Here is a 19451-nt window from a genome sequence, read left to right on the forward strand (position 1 = left end):
ACCAAGTCCACATAGGCTTGGTGTTTTTCATTTTATAAACTTCACTATAAACACAAGACACGCTACGACAACAACGGTAATTGCCAACACATAAGGCGGAAGAAACTTCAAAGACCATAATGCCATCATAATCGTCGCGATCGTTAAGTACGTTTGCTTTGCACCTTCTATCATTTTTTTACGAAATAAGAAAACATACAAATAACCAATTGGCGGCGTAATAAAGCAAAGAACGTATATGATTTTTGATTTTAAATACCACTTTTGTTCTCCAAGTTTCTTTATATCCCCTTCTATTCTCTTATGCTCTTGTTCTTTCGCTTCTTCTACAAGCGGATTTTCCTCTTCTCCTCGCTTTTCTTTCATATAAGGAAGAAAGTGCATAAAAAAATAGTATGCGAATACGAATGCTCCAAATCCAATATTTACTCTTTCTAATGGAATATGTTCACTAAAAAAAGCAGCAGTAAGCACTAAAGACAAACAGTATGTCATCATCCAAAAGGAACGTTTTCTCTTTTTCCGTTCCATTTCTTTTTTGCCTTGTATATCTTTTCTTTTCGAAAGCCATATAGAAATAAAACAATCTACTACAAATAGAGCAAAAGTAAATATCGCAACGTGTACTGTTTCTAAATCCTCAAATGAAAAGATATTTGGGAATGCAACATGTAATACAATGAATGTGTACAAAATTAGTCCTATAAAATAAATACGTCTCATTTTCCATCCCTTTCTTATTTCCTAACATTACGTTAACATACATTTTTTAGAAATAGACGGACAAAATATATATATGTGTAAAAAAGGAGGATGCTATATGGATGATTCTGAACGCATTATTTTAGATGTGAACGGCAAAGAAATTGAAATGCTAGATACGATTCGCACTCATTTTAAAGAGAAGCACGGCGTTGAACTAAGTAATGGTGCATTACTTCGTGATTTGATGGATATAGAGTATATTCGAATTACGGAAGATCGACATAAGTATAATTAAAAGAAAACGACTGCAGGCGAATGCCATCAGTCGTTTTCTTTCTTTCTTTATTTAAGCTCTTGATGTTTCCCGCCCATACCACCAGACTCATTGCTATCTTGGTGTACAGTTAGTTTATTTGTTTTCGCATCTTTTAAAACTCTATATGTATATGATTCATTTGGTTCATCTTTAAACTGTACATTCATACCATACGAATCCATTTTGCTATAAAAGGCCGGTTTTATATATAAAATATCACTTTCTTTATATCCTTTATCTTGCAAATGCCACATCGTTGCGATAACCGCTTCTTCTCGCTTTTCTTTTTCACCAACATACATATATTTGTCCAAAAGAAACACTTTAGCATTTGCAATTAAGCTAATTAACAGTACAATGATCAACACTATTTTTTTCATAGACTTCCCCTAAATTGTTATTTTTTACTACATTGTAACTTAAATGCTAGTAAAAAATAAAGTACGCCAGACTTTAATAGACTGGCGCACTTCCAAACTCAATTCTTAATAACTTCTTTCGTTAAGCCCTTCGCCTTCTCCAAAGCGTTTTTGATTTGTTCAAATCCTGTTCCACCCGAACTATTACGACGCTTTACAGCCGCATATGGTGAAAGAACTTCATACAAATCTTCTTCAAATAAAGAGCTCATTTCTTTATATGTTTCAAGCGAGACATCTAATAAATAAATTCCTTTTTGTGTGCAATGTAGCACTAACTTTCCAACAATTTCATGAGCTTGACGGAATGGTAGTCCTTTGTTCGCTAAATAGTCAGCAATTTCTGTTGCGTTGGAGAAATCTTGCGTCACAGCTTGCCCCATTTTTTCTTTGTTTACAGTCATCGTCTCTAGCATGCCTGCCATAATATGAAGGCATCCTTCTACTGTTTTTACTGTATCAAACATTCCTTCTTTATCTTCTTGCAAGTCTTTATTGTAAGCGAGCGGTAATCCTTTCATTACTGTAAGTAAACTGAATAAATTACCGTATACTCTGCCTGTTTTACCACGGATTAGTTCCGCCATATCCGGATTTTTCTTTTGCGGCATAATGCTGCTTCCAGTTGCGTATTGATCGCTCATTTCAATAAATTGAAACTCTTGGCTACTCCATAAAATAAGTTCTTCACAAAAGCGCGATAAGTGCATCATAAGCATAGATGAGTTACTTAAAAACTCCAGGATAAAATCACGATCACTTACTGCATCTAAACTATTTTCATAGATTCCATTAAATCCAAGAAGCTCCGCACTATACTCTCGGTCGATCGGGAATGTCGTTCCAGCTAACGCTCCTGCTCCTAATGGGGAGATATTAATACGCTTTAACGAATCTTCATAACGATTTACATCACGCTCTAACATCCAAAAGTAAGCGAGAATATGATGAGCAAATGAAATCGGCTGAGCACGTTGCAAATGCGTATAGCCAGGCATAATTGTCTCAATGTTATTTTCTGCTTGATGAACAAGAACAGTTTGCAATTGTTTTATAGCTTTTATAATATGTTCTACCTTTTCTTTTAAATACAAATGCATATCTGTCGCTACTTGATCATTACGACTTCGGCCAGTGTGAAGTTTTCCTCCTACTTCGCCAATTTGTTCAATTAGCATCTTTTCGATGTTTAAATGAATATCTTCTGCTTCTACTGAAAATTGTAGCTTATTCTCTTTTGTTTCTTTCAATAAATATTGAAGACCTATCTTTATTTTCTCTGCTTCTTCTTTCGTAACGATGCCTTGCTTTGCTAGCATCGTTACGTGTGCAATACTCCCATTTATATCTTGATTTACTAATTGTTGATCGAAGGAGATGGATGCTCCGAACTCTTCAACCCATGCTTCCGCTTCTTCTGTAAAACGTCCGCCCCAAAGTTTGCTCACGCTTCCACCTTCTTTTGATTCACTTGGCTGTATACTTTCGTCGGTAAACCAAATAATGAAATGAATCCAACTGCTGCATCATGATTAAATTCATCTTGAGCAGTATATGTTGCTAATTTTTCATCGTATAAAGAGTATTCAGATTTACGTCCTTCTACAATCGCATGACCTTTAAATAATTTCACACGCACTGTACCTGTTACATTCTTTTGCGTTTCTTGTAAAAATGCATGAAGCGCTTGTTTTAAAGGTGAGAACCATAAACCGTTATAAATAAGTTCTGTTATTTTCTGTTCAATCACTGGTTTAAAATGCGCTACTTCTTTTACGTGTGTTAAATCTTCCAACTCTTTATGCGCAGTGATTAACGTCATTGCTGCTGGGCATTCGTATACTTCACGAGATTTAATACCGACAAGACGATTTTCTACGTGATCAATACGTCCAACGCCGTGTTTTCCAGCAAGCGCATTTAACGTTTTAATTAATTCTGCAAGTGAATATGCAGTGCCATTTAAAGTAGTCGGTACGCCTGCTTCAAATCCGATTTCTACAAACTCTGGTTTATTCGGTGTATCTTCTAATGCCAATGTCATCTCATATGCATCTTCTGGCGGCGCTGCCCATGGATCTTCTAAAATTCCACATTCGTTGCTGCGTCCCCATAAGTTTTGATCGATTGAAAACGGGCTATCTAAATTAATCGGAATTGGTACATCGTTTTCTTTTGCATATGCAATTTCTTCTTCACGTGACCATTTCCATTCACGTACAGGCGCAATCACTTCTAAGTAAGGATTTAATGCTTGGATAGAAACTTCAAAACGAACTTGGTCATTTCCTTTCCCTGTACATCCGTGTGCAACTGCAGTTGCGCCTTCTTGTTCTGCGATTTCTACTAATTTCTTCGCAATAAGCGGACGAGATAATGCAGAGACAAGAGGGTATTTCCCTTCGTATAATGTGTGTGCTTGCATCGCCATCAATGCATATTCATTCGCGAATTCTTCTTGAACATCAATCATATATGATTTAATTGCACCTACTGAAAGTGCCTTTTCTTTTACAAATGCTAAGTCTTTACCTTCCCCTAAGTCTAAACAAAGCGCGATAATATCATAATTCTTCTCTTGTAACCATTTAATTGCAACGGAAGTATCAAGACCTCCGGAATATGCTAATACAACTTTTTTCTTCTCCATTTTGCATCCCCCTAAAGAATAAATATTCATTTTCTTTTATAATAATTCACACTTTACCACCTTTCACAAAATGTATCAAGAGTCATTTTTAAATTTTTTCAAACAATTTCGTCGAACTTCTTTCTGTTTTTCTGTACAATATAAGCAGGACAACGGGGGTGAACTTATGGAAAAGTATTTCTTATACGATGATCATCTAGGAATTGAAATTCCTCATTTACAAGAAGATTGGGAAGATATCCCCGAAAAAATGCAGCATGCTATTTTACTAAGATGGGAACAAGTTCGCGGAAAGATTCCTGATCGAATAAAAGAACTCGAGCACTCTATTAATGCAAAACAGCATCATTTAAATAACGAAGAAGACTTCGAAATTTCTTGCAAATTGAATTCAGAAATTGCCGATCTCGCTTCCATCATTAATGACCTTTGGCTTTGGTATCGACTCACTCAAAATGTATCTGAGGGGAAAGCACACCAATGAAAAAAGCATGCCCCTCAATTACTTTGGGTCATGCTTTTTTGTCGTAACATGGTTTACAATATATTTCTTGTGCTGTTTTTGCCAAACACACATCAAAAGGGCCAACTAATATACTTCTTTCTTGCGGCAACTTTACAAAAGCAACAAGCTCTTCTTCATATTGAATTTTTTTCTGACATGAAATACATATTAATTCTTTTCTTTTGAACATTTCTTTTAGCATACCTTCACTCTCCCCTTCATCTATCTATATTAATATACTCTCATAATAGTTAAGACTTGTAAAAAAATGACACATTCCGAATCGAATGATTCATATACTATGTACAAAAGGAGGTCTACAGCTTATGCGTGCTTTCGTTATTATCGCTTTAACTTTTTTAAGTGTGATTAGTTGGGATGCGTTTTTCAAAGATAAAAGTGATGAAAAGAATACAACGGAATAAAACCTTTTTTTCTTACTTATTGGACAAACCGTTATAAACTGTCCAATCCTCCGAAATAACTTAGGCTTTTCTACAAAAATATTTAAACATAACATTTTTTGTAGATTCCCTCCGTTTATTGTCGGTTTCCATCCGCATACATTTTTTAAAAGTATGATATAATAGTATAAATCTTGAAGGAAGGGATTTTGATATCATGATCGCTCGAAGGAGCATGTGGCATCGTATTGACGAATCATACACGTAGCGTATTTTTCAGCTCAGATACTTTAGTCTAGCGAAAAAAATACGAGAGTGGGGAAATTATGATTGCCCGAAGGATAATTTGGCAAAAAAAAGACTCTTCTTACACATAGCGTTTTGTTTAGGACTTAATTGTTACTAACTAAACAAAACAAAGAAGAGCAGGATTGCTAAATGAAGAATCCTACTCCACGTTTTGTTTAGTCGTTTTAAGACTTAAACTAAAACGAAGGTAGGGAGAATTGATGGACGAGAGGATTATTCGTTATTTCTTCAGCGACATATAGCGTAGTTAGTTTTTTCGTAAACTAACTGAAAGCTACATGTGAGCTCGTAGTTAGTTTACAACACAAAAAGGACTACTAACTACGGAAAGAAGGAATAACGATGAGGAACATCCAAAGTCGGCAAATTATTAAAGAAATTTTTATGGTTTTAATCGGTTCATTTATTTTAGCAGCAGCGCTATATCACATTCACTTCCAAAACCACTTAACAGAAGGTGGCTTTGTAGGAATTGCACTATTCATTCAAAACTTTTATGATATTTCACCATCTATTTCAACTGTATTAATGGATATCCCAATTATTTTACTGTGTGCTTCATTTTTAGGTAGAAAAATGGTTGGCTATTCATTCCTAGGTTCAATTTCATTCGGAGTATTTTATTCCTTTATGGAAAATTATTCTCCATTTACGGTAGATTTATCAAATAACTTATTTATAGCTGCAGTAGTTGGCGGTGCGTTAGCTGGTATTGGACTCGGTTTTATATTGCGATTTGGCGGTGCAACCGGTGGAGACGATATTTTAACAATTGTATTAAGTAAACGAACTCGTTTTACAATTGGGCAAATTTTCTTCGTCTTTGACGCGATTGTTCTTGCGCTTTCATTATATTATTTAAATTGGACAGAAATTGCTTTTACTATTCTTTCGATTGCCGTACAGGCAAAAACATTGGATTTAATTTATTATCCAAAAACAGAAAAAACAGCAGAAAAGCAGCCAGTATCTGTTCCAATGTCTAAAAAACATGCAACAAATTAAAAAAGCGAAAGGCTTCGGCCTCTCGCTTTTTTTATGCTCTTTTTTCTTTCTCGACTATATGGCGCACTTGATAAAATCTATTTGCAAATTCAGTAACGTTTCTTGTTAAACGATAATTCACTGTAGATCCAATTGCCATTCCAATTACCGGTATACCTTGGAATAATTTACGACGAAGAGCATAAATCGAAAATGTCTTCAAAATTTGTTTTAACACAACCTCAGTAGAAGCTGTTTGTAGCACTGCTTCGTCTCCTTCGTAAAAGAACGAATCTTCTTGCTCCAGCTCTTGCAATAAATTGTACCATGCATATTGCTGAAGTCTTCCTGGTAGTAATGACGCATGAAACACCTTTAAGGCAAGCATCATTTCATACGGCTTGTTCACATCATGTCCAAATGATGTTGCAATAAGTTGGACTGCCTTCACATTTAACGCGATCATAACCGGAAAATCCGCCGTTAATAATAATAAACCTCCAGCACCTGTTGCCCCACCTTGTACAAATGAATATAGACGATGACGTGCTGTTTGCTGCTCTGCTATGTATGTTAATTGATCAATAGATAATGCTTTCAAATCTTCAAGCTGTTCAATCGATTCATCAAATAACCTTGATGTTCCTAAAATCCGATTACGTGCATCTAACTGTGCTTGTGAACTTTGAATAAATGCATGCAAATGAAAGAGCCATCCATCTGCTTTCGTGAAGAATTCTTTTCGCTTTTTCTCAGGTAATTTCGCAACTGTAGCATGTAACCATTTATCAAACACTTTTTGAAAATCGGTCGCTTCTTGCTCAACTAATTGCGCTTCCCATTCTTTTATATTGTCTAAAATGGCTTGTTCTCGCTTCGATCGCATCGTAACAACCACCTCGTTCGATTTTTTTCTATTGTAACATATTTCTGCTTATTCTTTACAAATATGCTTGTCTATCTTTATTCACATACCATTTTTGAATGGCATAAAATATTAACAAAAAGGATGAGATAAATCACATGAATCTATCCGATATAAAAAAAGAATATAATGCGGTATTCAGCTTAGGACAAAACTGCTGGCCCGCTTGGGCATTATATCAATTAGAATTATCACCATTTTTTGGCGTTATTGATTTTATGCTAAGTCCCTCATTAGAAAAAGTGAATGTATTATTACAAAATCGATTTGACCGCTTTTTAAATTTCGAAAATTTATCCTTCATCTCATTTTGGGATGATGATGCAAAATTAAGATTAAGGGACAACCTTTATGAAATTGACTCCTGTCATGACTTTAAAACAGATGTAAATACACCAACTTCTTGGCCTTCTTATACAGAAATTAAGTTAAACTATGAACATCGTATTAATCGTTTTCTAGCTACAATTGAAACGGCAGAATCCATATTATTTATTCGAACTGGAGGAACATATGAAGAAGCATGTTCCCTAGAACAAAGTTTATCTCAAATCGTTACACATACATTCTCTGTCCTGTTACTAATTCCTGCCGATATACCAACTATCACCCAAGAAGATTGGGGATTACAACGTATTTGCGTTATGAAATGTCCTATTATGGATGTATACCAATACAATGAAGCATTTTGGAAAGACTTATTTGATGGAATTACAATTAGACCGCACACTTAAATACACGATACTTTTATCACACCATACATTATAATCGTCCTTATACAAAACAAATAAGGAGTGATTCTATATGTATCCACGTGCAAAAGCTTTCGGTCTTGCTGTACATCAAGATCGCCTTCTCGTACAAGAATATTATACAGAAGGCGAAATATATTATCGTCCTCTTGGCGGTTCAATTGAACTTGGTGAAAAATCAGCACATACTGTTATTCGGGAGTTTAAAGAAGAGCTTCATACGGAGATAGAAATCACCAATTATTTAGGGTGTTTAGAAAATGTCTTTCATCTCGATGGAGACATTGGTCATGAAATCATTCAACTATATTCTTTGCGTTTATTAGACACGTCACTATATGAAATGAAAATATTAAATATACAAGATGAAGAAACAGTAGCGTATGCGAAATGGATTCCTATTACGGCATTCATTCAGAAAGAAAAAATATTATATCCAGATGGAGTTTTAAAATACATCCAAAAGAAAAAAGACGAAATCCTATAGGATCTCGTCTTTCTTTTCATATATTAACCAATATCTCCAAGACGTAGTACGTCACGAGCAATCATAACTTCTTCGTCAGTTGGAATTACGATAATTTTTACTGGAGAGTGTGGGAAGCTGATGAATGCTTCTTCACCGAATACGTTATTACGTTTTGCATCGAAGTATACGCCCATGTACTCAAGGCCTTCTAATACACGCTCACGAATAATCGCACTGTTTTCACCTACACCAGCTGTGAAGATGATTGCGTCTACACCTTTCATACGAGCAGTGTAAGAACCGATGTATTTGTGGATACGGCTTACGAATACATCAAGTGCTACTTTCGCACGGTGGTCGCCTTCTTCTTCTTTCGCAATGATGTCACGTAGGTCACTAGAGTAACCAGTAAGACCTAACATACCACTCTTCTTGTTTAATACGTTAACTACTTCTTCTACTGTTTGGCCTGTTTTTTCCATGATGTATGGAATTAACGCAGGGTCAAGGTTACCAGAACGTGTACCCATTGTTACACCAGCAAGTGGTGTGAAGCCCATAGAAGTATCGATAGATTTACCGCCTTCTACTGCTGCGATACTTGCACCGTTACCTAAGTGACAAGAAAGTAAGCTTAAGCTTTCAATTGGACGACCTAATAATTCAGCCGCACGCTCAGTTACATATTTATGAGAAGTTCCGTGGAAACCGTATTTACGGATGCCGAATTTTTCATAGTACTCATATGGTAAGCTGTATAGGAATGCAGATTCCGGCATTGTTTGGTGGAATGCTGTATCGAATACTGCTACTGCTGGTACGTTTGGTAATACTTCTTGGAATGCTTTAATACCAACAACGTTTGCTGGGTTATGAAGTGGTGCTAAATCGCTTAATTCTTCGATATCAGCTAATACTTCATCAGTAATTAAAACAGAGTCAGCAAATTTTTCGCCGCCGTGAACAACACGGTGACCGATACCGCCAATCTCATCTAGAGATTTAACGATTCCGTTTTCAGTTAACTTTTTAAGAAGCATATTAACTGCTACTGCGTGATCTGGAATGTTTGTAATTTCTTTTTGTTTTTCGCCATCTACAGTAATAGTGAAGATACTATCTTCTAAACCGATACGTTCTACTAAACCTTTTGTTAATACTGTTTCACTTGGCATTTCAAATAATTGGAATTTTAAGGAAGAGCTTCCTGCGTTAATCGCGATGATTTTTGACATCTAGTCTTTCGCCCCTTTTTCTCTTGGTAGTTGTGTGGATGTTTCCACAAACCGCTCGATTTTATCTGATCAAATTCACTAAATATGAAAACGTTTCATCATTAGCAAATTTTATACTCACGATTTTAATTTAAACATCGTCCGACATATATTTCAAGTGAAAAAATTGTAACACCAAGAAAAAATATATATTACAGATTTCAAAAAAATTCAGTTAAATCTTGTATATATTTAAAAATATGACATATTATATAAAACTGTACTACATAAATCACTAATGCTGTTACATATACCTAGCTTTATTTATGTGTTGCAAACCAAGTATTTAATTGATCCATAATGTCTTCCATCGCCTTCATGTTAGAGAATTTAGGCAACTCCACTAATAACGCCTGTTTTGGCATTGTTACATTAGCGCCTTTCTTTTGGAGAACAAATATACTTTTTGCATTTTTCTCGTTTTTAAACATGGAAACAGGAAGCTGTAATAACCCTTGAATAAAGCATGTTTCTTTAATAAATGCATGTAATTTCGGTGCTTGGTCACTTTCAAAAATGAAGTTTGGTACTAAGAAGAATAAGTAACCGCCCTCTTTCGTATGTTTCACACTTTGTTCAATAAATAAGTGATGGGCATACGACATTCCTTCATCTGCTTTTAATTTATATTCACTTGCACCGATTTCGTTTGGATAATAACCAACTGGCAAGTCTGAAACGACTGCATCAACTGGATCGATATAAAGTGGTGCTAGTCCATCTTGATGGAAGAATTCGATTGCATGCTTTTGTAAATTTGCATTTACTAAAGCAAGTTTAATTAGCACTTCATCCACTTCTACACCAAATCCACTCATTGTTAGTCCTTCTTTAGCGCTATTAAACACTGTAGTCATTAAGTTACCTGTTCCAATTGCAGGATCTAAAACTGTAATTTCATTTTGACCTTGCATAAATTTATGGAATAAGTAACTCATGAACATCCCAACTGCATCAGGTGTCATTTCGTGATTCGCTTGTACGCCTTCTTTCATTCCTTTTAAGATGGCTAACTGAAATGCTTTACGAATTTCTTCACCTTTATATGTTTCTTCATTAAACGTACTATATTCACGATTCAGCCTTTCAATTGCTGATTCGGATAATTCCTCTTGTAAAATCGCTCCCTCAAACAAGTTATCACCTGTTTCTACAAGCGCCTCTAAATATGTTACATCTAATTCTTTACGTAAAACTACCGCAGAAGAATCAAAAATAGAAAATAATGTTTCTACTGTCTGACTCACGTACATTCCTCCTTCTCTCTTTTACACATAACTTATATCATACCACAAAGTGATTTTTTCCAAAAAGAAAAAGCGACCTCCTGTAAAGAGCTCCCCTTTAGTTATATATGATATAACGTTTTTTCTCATATATCGATGCTGTTACAGAGCAATATATGAGAAAAAACGACCTCTTTATAAGAGGTCATTCTCTTCACATTACTTCGCAGATTTAGCTGCTTCTAATGCTGCTTCATAGTTTGGATGGCTTGTACCTTCGCTTACGTATTCTGCGTAAACTACTTTGTCATTGCTATCTACTACGAATACTGCACGAGCAAGTAAACGAAGCTCTTTCATTACTAAGCCGTAAGCTTCACCGAATGAAAGGTCGCGGTGGTCAGAAAGTGTTACAACATTTTCTAAACCGTTTGCTGCACACCAGCGTTTTTGAGCGAATGGTAAATCAGCGCTAATTGTTAATACTTTCGCGTTTTCAATACCTGCTGCATCTTGGTTAAAACGACGAGTTTGTGCATCACACACACCCGTGTCGATTGAAGGTACAACACTAATTAATTTCACTTCACCTTTGTATGTTTCTAAACTTACTGGAGATAAGTCGTTTGCTAATACTTGGAAGTTTGGCGCTTGATCGCCAACTTTAACTTCTGTTCCAACTAAAGTCATTGGATTACCTTTAAAAGTTACGTTTGCCACTTGAAAATCCTCCTTTATTTAAACAAAATATGTACAATGTAAATGATAGTTTGTCCCTATCGATAATGCAAATAAAATCGCTTTATTTACAAAAAAATTAAAGAAGCTAACCTATTGATTAGCTTCTTTATTCGTTAAATTTGAAATTCAGGATCATCTTCTTTTCGTTTATCCATCATTTCTTTCACTTTATCAACAGCTTGTGGCGCTAATTCAATTATCTTATCGATGACGTGTGTTTGTTTATCTAAGTGCAATACTTTCACACCATCTCCATTTATAACAAGAAAGGCAACAGGATTAATAGAAACTCCTCCACCACTTCCCCCGCCAAATGGATGACGGCCTGAATGTTCTACTTTACCAAATTCACTTCCACCAGCAGCAAATCCGAAACTTACTTTCGAAACTGTAAGAATTACGCTTCCATCTGCCGCTTTAATTGGGTCACCAACAATTGTATTTACATCAGTCATTTGTTTTAAATGCTGCATTGCTGTTGTCATTAAACCTTGAATTGGATGGTCCATTCTATATCCCCCCTATGCTTGAACAGATTTTTCTGTCATACCAGATCTTTGTCTTCTCATAAATACGAGTAATTTGACGCCAGTTTTTATAGCGCGGAATATACGAAAAGATGCTGTTAACTCGCATCTTGATGCAAATCCTTTCCCTTGAAAAACTGGGGTAATTTCAAATTCTGGTACGTCAACAATATGCATATATTGTCCGACAACTCCAGCAGCCATACCTTTTGTCCCCCATGCATATCCAGTGACAATTCCAGTACTAGCTGCATCGCCTGCTCCAATTTGTGTATGCCATTTCCAACCATTGATTTTCACTCGTTTGAGAAAATCTTTAACAATAGTATGAACTTCTTGAAGCTTTTTTATCAGTTCACCAATGCTGTCAAGTTGCGCCATAATTTTATTATCGAGTCCGCCGTCCTCTTCAGCTTTTTCGATTTTCTGTCCTGTCTTTTTCTGCTGTTTTTCAATTCTTTCCAACACATCAAATGTATATCGAATCATCCATATTTTCACTTGAAGCAAACATTGCTTTTCCATTTCTGAATATAAAAATGTCACCTTAAGCTTTATTTTCGACAATAGTATAAACAAAATAAAAAGAAGAAGAATTATTATTCCAATTACGAGCCACTTCATACGTATCATCCTTTCACTCCGTACCCATTATCGACAAGTTTATTCATCGTTAAACAGAGTTTTATAAGATTGAATATAAAAATTTTTCTAAAAATAAAAAGGTATTTTGACAATTTATATCGAAATATATTATTTGAACATATCATCAGGGAACGGACTCTAATGATATGTAGCACGAAAAACAGAAAATTTAACTGCAGTGGAGGGATACATAATGGCAGATCGTCGCAATTTATTTTTCTTTTATGGTGATGACAAAGCAACGCTCGTTGAAAAAATGAAACCAATCTATCGTATTTTAGAAGAGAATGGATTTACCATATTAGATCATCCAAAAAATGCAAACGCTATCGTCAGTGTTGGAGATGATGCAACCTTCTTACAAGCCGTTCGTAAAACTGGTTTTAGAGAAGATTGCTTATACGCAGGGATTTCTACGAAAGATGAAATTTCTTTCTACTGCGATTTCCATATTGATCACGTTGATACAGCCCTTCAAGAAATTACAAAAAATGAAATTGAAGTGCGAAAATATCCAACAATTCAGGTAGATGTAGATGGCAGTACATCTTTCCATTGTTTAAATGAGTTCTCATTACGTTCTAGCATTATTAAAACATTCGTTGTAGATGTTCATGTTGATGATTTATATTTCGAAACATTTAGAGGGGACGGTTTAGTAGTTTCTACCCCAACAGGAAGTACTGCTTACAATAAATCATTGCATGGTGCAGTTGTTGACCCGCTTATCCCATGTTTCCAAGTAAGCGAACTAGCATCTTTAAACAACAACACTTACCGTACGCTCGGTTCACCTTTCATTTTAAATCACGAACGTACATTAACTTTAAAACTAAGACCAGACGGTAACGATTATCCTGTTATCGGCATGGATAACGAAGCGCTTAGCATTAAACAAGTGGAAAAAGCTGTTGTACGCTTAAGCGATAAACAAATTAAAACAGTTAAATTAAAAAACAACTCTTTCTGGGAAAAAGTACAGAGAACGTTTTTATAAGATTAAAATAACCGCAGAATTATGGAATTCCATAATTCTGCGGTTATTTATTTCCCCCGATTGGCGCGAACAATAATCTCTTACTATCCGGCCGTTATTCTTGTCAGTTTTTGTTGGTAAGTCGATATATTCCGAAAACCGCTCATATATTTTTACGCATCTTTTCTATAGACAACTTGGCCATCTATTACGGTCATTTCTGCTTGTACTTCTTTTATTTCTTCTGCCTCAATTTCAAAAATATTGCGGTCTAATATTGTAAAATCTGCTTCATATCCTTTTGCAATTTGCCCTCGCTTCGCTTCTTTTCCGATTGCATAGGCACTTCCTGTTGTAAATAAAGAAACAGCCTCATAAACCGTTAATCTTTCCTCAGGCATATAGCATATACCCTCAATAAAACTTCTACGTGTAACAGCGCTATATATGCCTAAAAACGGATTCACTTGTTCAATGGGAGCATCTGAGCCACCGTTGCAGTGTAATCCTGCTTCCAGTAACGTCTTCCAAGCGTACGCATAACGAAGACGGTGCTCGCCTAGTTTTTCAATGACTGACGGAAAATCTGATGAAAGAAAGACTGGCTGTATATCGATAATGGCTTGCAAGTTTTTCATTCTTTCTATCAACTCTTCACGAGCAAGCTGACAATGAATAATACGGTCACGTAACCCTTCTGCTGGTGGATATAATTCGAGTGCATCAATGACATATTCAAGCGATAAGTCACCGATAGTATGAATCGCAACTGGCATATGTAAATCTCGTGCTTTCTTTACTAATTCCGCAAGTTCTTCACGTGAGAAAATCGCAACTCCATTTGTTTCCTTCGCATCTTCATACGGTTCACTTAATAATGCTGTTCTTCCGCCAAAAGAACCGTCAGAGAAAATTTTCATTGCTCCAAATTCAATACAATGTTCATTTTCATATTCTTTTCGTTCATGTGCTACTTCATGGTGAACGAGCAAATGGGCTTTAAATGGCATTTCTTTTATAACGTGAGAAAACGCATTATATGTTTTTCTAAAACCACCATAATAATTTAAATCTTCCGTATGCCCGCCAACAAGTCCGTATTTCCAGCAATCTTTAATCGCTGTTTGCAGAGCTCTTTGTAAATAAGCTTCATCAATTTCTGGCTGAACATGTTTAATTAATTCTTGCCCTTGTTCATATAAAAGCCCTGTTAACTTATTTGATGAATCTCTACCAATTTTCCCGCCTTTTGGATCTTCTGCCTTTTCTGTTATATTCGCTTCTTGCAGTATGTATGAATTTACCCATGTAACGTGACGACAAACTCGCTTTAATAAAATGGGATGTTCTTTCGAAATTTCATCTAAATCACGCGCATGAACATCTTTCGTATCTGTAAAGTTATTTTCATTCCATCCTTCTCCAATAATCCAAGAGCCCTTTGGAGCTTCTTCCACTCGCTTCTGAACAAGAGTAAGCACTTCGCCATAAGATGTACAATTTGATAAATCTAGACGGAGTAATCTCTCTCCATGCCCAATAAGATGCATATGACTATCAACGAGACCTGGGATCATTGTTTTGCCTTTTAAATCGTACAATGTAACCGCGGCATATTGGTTTTCTAACTCTTCTTTACTTCCAACATCAACGATCGTACCGTTTTCAACGTAAACAGCGTCCACTTTTTCATTTTCTTCTCTCACTGTGTAAATGGTGCCGCCATACCAAATTTCTCCCATATATCCCATCTCCTTTATTTTTTATTGTATAAAAAAAAGCACCATTTCAAAACATGGTGCTTTTCTAAAAATTACTTTTGTTCGGTAGTAGATGTTGTAACTTGCCATTCAATATTAAATTTATCTTTTACTTGTCCGTATGCTGGGCTCCAGAATGTTTCTTGAAGTGGCATGATAACTTCTCCACCTTCTTGTAACTTATCGAATACTTCTTTTGCTTTTTCTGCATTACTAATTTGAATTGCGATTGTTACTTGAGATCCGATTGCATGCCCTTGACCTGGGAATGTATCAGAAATCATAAGATCCGTATTACCAACTTTTAAAGTAGCGTGTAAAACGCGCTCTTTCGCTTCAGCTGGAATCGGGTATTCTGGATTTTCAGGCATGTCACCAAAAGTTTGCATGACTTCTACTTTTGCATCTAAAGCCTCTTTATAAAACTGTACAGCTTCTTGCCCACTACCATCTAAAACTAAGTACGGATTAATACCTAAAATCATACGGACACCTCTTTTTTAAATTTATAAAATCGAACTTGTGTTCGTTTTTATTTTATCATTGATTTACATTTCATTCAACTATTTACTTCACTGTTTTCAAAATTATTTTGACGGAATCTCCATCTCTTGTTTTCTAAGTTCAATACGGCGAATTTTTCCAGAAATCGTTTTTGGTAGTTCATCTACAAATTCAATTTTGCGAGGGTATTTATATGGTGCAGTGAGTTCTTTGACGTGTTGTTGGAGTGTTGGAATTAATATTTCTTCGTTCTTTTCTATATTCTCTCTTAATACGATAAATGCCTTCACGACACTTCCACGAATTTCATCAGGACTTGCGACAACTGCACATTCTCTTACGTAAGGATGTTTTACAAGTGCATCCTCTACTTCAAACGGCCCGATTGTATAACCAGAGCTAATAATGATATCATCGCCGCGCCCTTCAAACCAGAAGTAGCCGTCTTCATCTTTCTTCGCTTTATCACCTGTAATATAATAATCACCGCGAAATTGCATCGCTGTACGCTCATCGTCTTTGTAATATTGTTTAAAGAGGGCCGGCGTTTCAATGTGAACTGCAATATCACCAACTTCGCCTACTTTAACTGGAGTACCTTCCTCATTTACGATATCGACATGGTTACCTGGCGTTGGTTTCCCCATTGATCCTGGTCTAATATCCATCCCTTTCATTACACCAACAAGTAATGTGTTTTCCGTTTGCCCATAGCCGTCTCTCACTGTAATATGAAAGTGCTTTTTGAACGTTTCAATGACTTCTCTATTTAACGGCTCACCTGCCGATACAGCGCTATGTAGTGCCTCTAAATTGTACTGGCTTAAATCTTCTACCTTTGCCATTAATCTATACTCAGTCGGTGTACAACAAAGTACATTCACCTTATTATCGTCTAATAAGTTTAGGTACGTTTTCGGTTCAAACTTACCGTGATATACAAACCCTGTTGCCCCTGATCCTAAAGTTGCTAAAAACGGGCTCCAAATCCACTTTTGCCAGCCTGGACTAGCTGTTGCCCATACAATATCATTCTCTTCAATTCCGAGCCAATTTGGAGCGCTCGTACGTAAATGAGCGTATGCCCACGCATGTGTATGAACGACACCTTTTGGATTTCCTGTCGTTCCTGACGTGTAAGATAAAAAGACCATATCTTCTTTATCTGTCTTCGCCATTTCTAACATGTCACTCTCTGTTTCTAACGCTGTTTTTAAATTAATCCATCCATCTACTGACTGCTCGCTCAGGACAAATTTTCGAAGAGATTCCATCGCTTCTATATCATCAAACTGCCTAATATACGGCTCATAGCTTACTATCGCTTTTACTTCTCCATGTCCAATTCGATATTCTATATCTTTTTTACGTAACATTTCCGAGCTTGGAATTACGACAAATCCTGCTTTAATAGCAGCAATATACGTCATGTACGCTTCAATTAAACGCGGCATCATAATGAGAAGCTTGTCCCCTTTTTGCAAACCACTTTTTATAAAAGCGTTTCCAATTTTATTCGCACCTTGCATTAATTCAGCGTATGTAACTTCCCTTCGATTCCCTTTATCATCTTGCCAAATTAAAGCTAACTTCCCTTTATCACCTGTATATTTCTCTATTTCAGAAACTAAATTATAAGACGGTGGCGCCAACAATTCTTCTCGCTTCATAAAATATCCTCCCTTTTCTTTATGCCTCCTTTATATAATAAAGAATTTTCAGTTAATTTTGAACCCTCTTCTTTTGACAAATTTTTCAGTTCTGTCGAATTAGTAAACGAAATTACATCGACTTACCGACAAATAGCGACACAACACAAAAAAAGAAAGAGCGGGAGAACCCGCTCTTTCTAAGCCATCATATGGGATTATTTTTGGTAACCGCCTAATTGTTGCTCAGCTAGTGAAACTAGACGTTTAGTGATTTCACCACCAACAGAACCGTTAGCGCGAGCTGTTGCATCAGCTCCAAGTTGAACACCAAACTCTTGAGCGATTTCGTATTTCATTTGGTCTAATGCTGATTCAGCACCAGGAACCGCTAATTTATTTGTGCTACGTGACATGTTATATCACCTCCTTGTGAGTATAGAGTGTGATAAATAACATGACTTCATACACGTTTTAGATATGGTAATTTATGGTTTTAGAAAAGTTCTTCAAATTTTTCTTCTTCCGCCACTACTTCTACCGTTTGTAATACCATTGTTTCTTTGTTCGCTACAGCTTCATCGATTAATGGTGTGAAATCGTATTTCGCTTCAAAACGATTTGCTTTTTCACGTTTCGGCTTCGTCGCTGGGCTTGCTGGTGTGAATACAGTACAGCAATCTTCATATGGACGAATTGAAATATCATACGTGCCGATTTCTTCAGCGATTTTAATAATCTCTAATTTATCCATCGTAATAAGCGGACGAATAACTGGGTAGTTTGTTACTTCGTTAATCGTATGCATACTATCTAACGTTTGGCTTGCTACTTGTCCAAGACTTTCACCAGTCGTAATTGCAAGTGCGTTACGCTCCTCAGCAATGCGTTCTGTAATACGCATCATCATACGGCGCATAACCGTCATTGAATAGCTAGATGGGATTTCTTTATTAATCGTTTTTTGCACTTCTGTAAACGGAACAAGGTGAAGCGTTACTCGTTTACAATACTTCGTTAACTCTTGTGCTAAATCGATTACTTTTTGTTTTGCACGCTCACTTGTGAAAGGTGGACTATGGAAGTGAACTGCTTCCACAGATACGCCGCGTTTCATCGTTAAGTAAGCTGCTACTGGGCTATCAATACCACCAGAAAGAAGTACCATTACTTTTCCGCCAACGCCAACTGGTAAACCGCCAGCTCCCATACGCTCATCGCACATGATATAGCTATAGCCACTGCGGATCTCTACGCGTACATTTACATCTGGATTATGAACATCTACTGTAATATCTTCTGTATTTTCTAGAATGTGTCCGCCAATCTCAGGTAATAATTCCATCGTTCTCATTGGGAAATGCTTATAAGAACGGTGTACAGTAATTTTAAATGTTTTCACATCACCTTTTACTTGTAAGAAAGCTGCTAATGCACCTTCTTTAATGTCTTCTAATTCTGATGGTACTTTCATCGCTAAGTTAAACTTATGAATACCAAATACATCCTTCAATCTTTCAGAGACTGCTTCATGATCTTCACCATTTAACTGGATGTACATACGATCATGTGTTGCATCGATTTTAATATTTGGGAATTTTTTCAGTTTGAACTTCACGTTATCTTTTAATGTGCTTACAAACTTAGAACGGTTCTTACCTTTTGTCGTCATTTCTCCGTAACGCACTAAAATATATTCATATTTCAACAT

At 36.1% G+C, this 19451-nt stretch carries 22 protein-coding genes; 6 read left to right on the forward strand and 16 right to left on the reverse strand.

Translation table 11 applies throughout. The features are described from left to right. Positions 1-27 precede the first annotated feature (27 nt). On the reverse strand, positions 28-723 hold the full coding sequence (locus GBN91_RS04215) for a hypothetical protein (protein WP_006926471.1): 696 nt from the start codon (positions 721-723) through the stop codon (positions 28-30). Positions 724-820: 97 nt separating this feature from the next. On the opposite strand from GBN91_RS04215, the gene GBN91_RS04220 reads away from it, so the two are divergent. Beyond that, on the forward strand, positions 821-1000 hold the full coding sequence (locus GBN91_RS04220; protein ID WP_000342761.1) for a hypothetical protein: 180 nt from the start codon (positions 821-823) through the stop codon (positions 998-1000). A 47-nt stretch (positions 1001-1047) separates the two neighbouring features. Here GBN91_RS04220 and GBN91_RS04225 read toward each other — a convergent pair whose 3' ends face one another. The 3 genes from GBN91_RS04225 to GBN91_RS04235 all read right to left on the reverse strand — a co-directional run bounded on the left by GBN91_RS04225 (position 1048) and on the right by GBN91_RS04235 (position 4090). Further along, on the reverse strand, positions 1048-1401 hold the full coding sequence (locus GBN91_RS04225) for a DUF3139 domain-containing protein (protein WP_000725032.1): 354 nt from the start codon (positions 1399-1401) through the stop codon (positions 1048-1050). 98 nt (positions 1402-1499) lie between these two features. Continuing rightward, positions 1500-2888 carry an argininosuccinate lyase gene (argH, locus tag GBN91_RS04230; protein ID WP_152121270.1) on the reverse strand — a complete coding sequence of 463 codons (1389 nt, stop codon included), beginning with the start codon at positions 2886-2888 and terminating at the stop codon, positions 1500-1502. After that, entirely contained in the window at positions 2885-4090 is a 1206-nt protein-coding gene (locus GBN91_RS04235; protein ID WP_000412315.1) for an argininosuccinate synthase, read from the reverse strand. Before GBN91_RS04235 ends, argH begins: the two co-directional genes overlap by 4 nt. A gap of 166 nt (positions 4091-4256) precedes the next feature. On the opposite strand from GBN91_RS04235, the gene GBN91_RS04240 reads away from it, so the two are divergent. After that, positions 4257-4574, forward strand: coding sequence for a hypothetical protein (locus tag GBN91_RS04240; protein WP_000417207.1), 318 nt, complete (start codon positions 4257-4259; stop codon positions 4572-4574). A gap of 28 nt (positions 4575-4602) precedes the next feature. Here the strand turns inward: GBN91_RS04240 and GBN91_RS04245 are convergent, their stop codons facing one another. Continuing rightward, complete coding sequence (locus GBN91_RS04245) at positions 4603-4797, reverse strand: hypothetical protein (protein ID WP_016123444.1); 195 nt, start codon at positions 4795-4797, stop codon at positions 4603-4605. 853 nt (positions 4798-5650) lie between these two features. Between GBN91_RS04245 and GBN91_RS04250 the strand changes: the two genes are divergently transcribed. Then, entirely contained in the window at positions 5651-6313 is a 663-nt protein-coding gene (locus tag GBN91_RS04250; RefSeq protein WP_001244515.1) for a YitT family protein, read from the forward strand. A 31-nt stretch (positions 6314-6344) separates the two neighbouring features. Here the strand turns inward: GBN91_RS04250 and GBN91_RS04255 are convergent, their stop codons facing one another. Then, the gene (locus tag GBN91_RS04255; protein ID WP_001256850.1) at positions 6345-7178 is read right to left on the reverse strand and encodes an EcsC family protein; all 834 of its coding nucleotides are present in this window, start codon (positions 7176-7178) and stop codon (positions 6345-6347) included. Positions 7179-7315: 137 nt separating this feature from the next. Between GBN91_RS04255 and GBN91_RS04260 the strand changes: the two genes are divergently transcribed. Further along, positions 7316-7951, forward strand: coding sequence for a DUF1796 family putative cysteine peptidase (locus GBN91_RS04260; RefSeq protein ID WP_001053734.1), 636 nt, complete (start codon positions 7316-7318; stop codon positions 7949-7951). A gap of 70 nt (positions 7952-8021) precedes the next feature. Next, a complete protein-coding gene (locus tag GBN91_RS04265; RefSeq protein WP_000283500.1) occupies positions 8022-8456 on the forward strand; it encodes an NUDIX hydrolase in 435 nt (144 codons plus the stop codon). A 23-nt stretch (positions 8457-8479) separates the two neighbouring features. Here GBN91_RS04265 and ackA read toward each other — a convergent pair whose 3' ends face one another. From ackA to GBN91_RS04290, 5 genes are all read right to left on the reverse strand, one after another. Further along, positions 8480-9673 (reverse strand): acetate kinase, encoded by a 1194-nt coding sequence (ackA, locus tag GBN91_RS04270; RefSeq protein ID WP_000034575.1) that lies wholly within the window; start codon positions 9671-9673, stop codon positions 8480-8482. A 299-nt stretch (positions 9674-9972) separates the two neighbouring features. Beyond that, a complete protein-coding gene (locus tag GBN91_RS04275) occupies positions 9973-10959 on the reverse strand; it encodes a class I SAM-dependent methyltransferase (protein ID WP_000084367.1) in 987 nt (328 codons plus the stop codon). Between the two features lie 198 nt (positions 10960-11157). Beyond that, the gene (tpx, locus tag GBN91_RS04280) at positions 11158-11658 is read right to left on the reverse strand and encodes a thiol peroxidase (RefSeq protein ID WP_000024525.1); all 501 of its coding nucleotides are present in this window, start codon (positions 11656-11658) and stop codon (positions 11158-11160) included. A gap of 134 nt (positions 11659-11792) precedes the next feature. Continuing rightward, positions 11793-12188 carry a GerW family sporulation protein gene (gene ytfJ, locus GBN91_RS04285; protein WP_000350003.1) on the reverse strand — a complete coding sequence of 132 codons (396 nt, stop codon included), beginning with the start codon at positions 12186-12188 and terminating at the stop codon, positions 11793-11795. Between the two features lie 12 nt (positions 12189-12200). Then, positions 12201-12839 carry a DUF2953 domain-containing protein gene (locus tag GBN91_RS04290; protein ID WP_002164419.1) on the reverse strand — a complete coding sequence of 213 codons (639 nt, stop codon included), beginning with the start codon at positions 12837-12839 and terminating at the stop codon, positions 12201-12203. A 205-nt stretch (positions 12840-13044) separates the two neighbouring features. On the opposite strand from GBN91_RS04290, the gene GBN91_RS04295 reads away from it, so the two are divergent. Further along, entirely contained in the window at positions 13045-13848 is an 804-nt protein-coding gene (locus tag GBN91_RS04295; RefSeq protein WP_000785177.1) for an NAD kinase, read from the forward strand. Between the two features lie 152 nt (positions 13849-14000). Here GBN91_RS04295 and GBN91_RS04300 read toward each other — a convergent pair whose 3' ends face one another. The 5 genes from GBN91_RS04300 to thiI all read right to left on the reverse strand — a co-directional run bounded on the left by GBN91_RS04300 (position 14001) and on the right by thiI (position 19451). After that, positions 14001-15569: an amidohydrolase gene (locus tag GBN91_RS04300; protein ID WP_152121271.1), complete on the reverse strand. Its 1569-nt coding sequence runs from the start codon at positions 15567-15569 to the stop codon at positions 14001-14003. A 71-nt stretch (positions 15570-15640) separates the two neighbouring features. After that, positions 15641-16072: a VOC family protein gene (locus GBN91_RS04305; protein ID WP_000600350.1), complete on the reverse strand. Its 432-nt coding sequence runs from the start codon at positions 16070-16072 to the stop codon at positions 15641-15643. 102 nt (positions 16073-16174) lie between these two features. Then, complete coding sequence (mbcS, locus tag GBN91_RS04310) at positions 16175-17761, reverse strand: acyl-CoA synthetase MbcS (protein ID WP_000817766.1); 1587 nt, start codon at positions 17759-17761, stop codon at positions 16175-16177. A 197-nt stretch (positions 17762-17958) separates the two neighbouring features. Further along, entirely contained in the window at positions 17959-18156 is a 198-nt protein-coding gene (locus GBN91_RS04315; RefSeq protein WP_000091640.1) for an alpha/beta-type small acid-soluble spore protein, read from the reverse strand. An 80-nt stretch (positions 18157-18236) separates the two neighbouring features. Continuing rightward, a complete protein-coding gene (gene thiI / locus GBN91_RS04320; protein ID WP_000922337.1) occupies positions 18237-19451 on the reverse strand; it encodes a tRNA uracil 4-sulfurtransferase ThiI in 1215 nt (404 codons plus the stop codon).

It is taken from the genome of Bacillus sp. B1-WWTP-T-0.5-Post-4 (assembly GCF_009183795.1).
In the GTDB taxonomy this organism is placed as follows: domain Bacteria; phylum Bacillota; class Bacilli; order Bacillales; family Bacillaceae_G; genus Bacillus_A; species Bacillus_A cereus.